At 71.7% G+C, this 2,247-nt stretch carries 2 protein-coding genes; both read right to left on the bottom strand.

The features are described 5' to 3' along the window. A partial coding sequence (locus ACM2XV_RS14505; protein ID WP_487027445.1) for a DUF5684 domain-containing protein occupies positions 1 to 526 on the bottom strand: 526 nt, incomplete at its 3' end. Further along, positions 523 to 2,247: transglutaminase-like domain-containing protein (locus ACM2XV_RS14500; protein WP_487027444.1), on the bottom strand; the 1,725-nt coding region annotated here is incomplete at its 5' end. The genes ACM2XV_RS14505 and ACM2XV_RS14500, both read right to left, overlap by 4 nt.

Here is a 2,247-nt window from a genome sequence, read left to right as displayed (position 1 = left end):
GTGCGATGAAGCCGGCGGCGCTGATCGGCGTCTCGTCGAGAGGCTGCTGCGAGTCGTCGCCCGTGGGAATCGTGAGCGGTGCCTGCGGCGGCCGCTGCGCCGACCAGACGAGCGGTTCGGAGGAGGCGCGCAGATCGATGCGGCGCTGCAGGCCGAGGGCGAGGGTCCACACCCACCAGGCGACCACGGCGAGCACCGTGTACCAGCCGCTGCGACCCAGCTTGCGGTTGATGCGGTGCGTCGCGATGAACAGCATGATCGCGCCGACGACGTTGACGATCGGGATCACGAGGGCGATCAGCCAGAACTCGCTCATGCCGCCCAGGCGGTAGACGGTGGCGATGTTGACGAAGGGGATCCAGGCGCGCGAGCGGTCGACGCTGAGTGCCTCGAAGATGCCGCGCAGGCCGAGCGGCACCACGATGAGCCAGATGGCGAGCGCGACGACGAGCGGTGCGAGCAGCACCGCGAGTCCGGCGCCGCCGCCGAGCGGCGTGGAAACGGCGTCCGTGTAGGACGGGGTCATCTTTCTCCTCCACCGGTGCGGAAGGACCGCAACGAGACCAGGGCGAGCAGCCGGCGCCACCGCGGAAAGGCGGCGGCGAGCTTGTCGCGCTGCTCGTCGAGCTGCGCCCAGAACCGCTCCGCCTCATCGGGGGTCGGATCGAATGCGCCGAAGACGGCCTCGTCGGCACCGTGTGCCAGTGTACGCAGGGTCGCGGAATCGGCGGCGCGGGACGCGGCGGCGTAGACCGCCGCGGCTTCGACGCGCGTGCGCACCCCGGGCGACGGCAGCCCGAGATCGACCGCGGTGTCGACGAGCTCGTCCCAGCCGGAGGCGATGCTGGCCGCTGCGGACTCGGCGGCTCGGCGCTCGCGGCGCCGCGCGGCCTTGACGATCACGAGCGCGATCAGCGGCGCGACCAGCACCAGCAGCACGAGTGCGATCGTGCCGCCGATGCGCAGAACGGGCAGCCACACGCCGGGGCCGAGCGGCGACTTCGGCGTGTGCTCGTTGTTCTGGTGGTTGCCGCCGCTCGGGTTCGCCTCGGGCGGCGGCTGCACCGTCGCCGCGTGCTGCTGCACCTGGGTCGGCACCTTGGGCACGCTCGACGTCACGGTGTGGTCGGCGAGCGGCAGCTTGCTCTGCGGCGTGGTGTCGAACGGCACCCACTGCCCGTCGGCGCCCTGCACCTCGACCCAGGCGGTGAGGTTCTTGCCGCGGCACACTCCCCCGTCGCAGGCGGGGATCGCATCGGCATCCGCCCCGCCCCCGGCGATCGTGAAGCCGAGCACGACGCGCGCGGGGAACCCGAGCGATTGGGCGATGAGAGCGGATGCCACCGCGAACTGCTCGTCGTCGCCGACGCCGGCGACCAGCTCGGCGGCGGGGGCGCTGTCGCCCTTCTCCTGTTGCTGGCGCAGCAGGTCGCTGAACAGGTCGCCGATGCGGTCCATCGACTCGCCCGCAAGGCTCTGCTTGAACTTCGGGCCGGGCGCGCTCACGGACTCGAGCCAGGTGGGCGCCGCCGCGGTGCCCTTGCCGGGGTTGACGAGCGAGTGGCTCAGATACCCGCGGGCGCGCAGTCGCTCGATCAGCTCGGAGAGCGCCTGCCCGTCGCTGCCGAGCCCCTGAGCCTGCACCCACTGCGTGAGGCTGTCCGGCACGTTGTCGGTCACCGGCACGGCGCCCTGCGGCGGGGTGAGCGCGGCAGGGTTCGCGAACGCCGCCTGCGGCTGCGCGAGCAGGGTGTAGCGGTCGCCAGAGGACAGGGCGCCCAGCTCGGCACCGGCCTGCAGCGAGGTGTTGTAGTAGAAGCCGTCGGTCAGCGCGTTCACGTCGCTTCCCTCGAACCCGATCGCCTTGAGTCCCGACACCGTGGGCAGCCACACACCGGAGCCCAGTGCGTCGCGGAAGGCCGGGCCGATCGTGACGTCGAGCTCGGAGAGGCCCGCCGAGTGGTGCGAGCTTGTCAGCTGCGGCAGGTGCTCGAACGCGCTGCTGCGATCGGAGTCGTTCGGCAGCACGGTGTACTGCTGGCCGTTGTAGAAGCTCATCGTCGCGATGCGCAGCCGGCCGAGCTGCTTCGCGTCGCCCGAGTAGCTGAGCACGGCCGAGTTGTACGGGTCGCTCCCGTCGGACGAGAACGCCGCCCGATACGTCGTCAGCGGGCTCGTGTACTGGCTGAGCTGCGCCGTCGGGTCGACGGTCGAGCGCAGCACATGGCGCTGGCTCGGCTCGAGCGC

It is taken from the genome of Gryllotalpicola sp. CP2-P1, assembly GCF_057512245.1.
The sequence above is the reverse complement of the archived record's forward strand: the minus strand, read 5'-3'. Positions and strand labels throughout refer to the sequence as shown.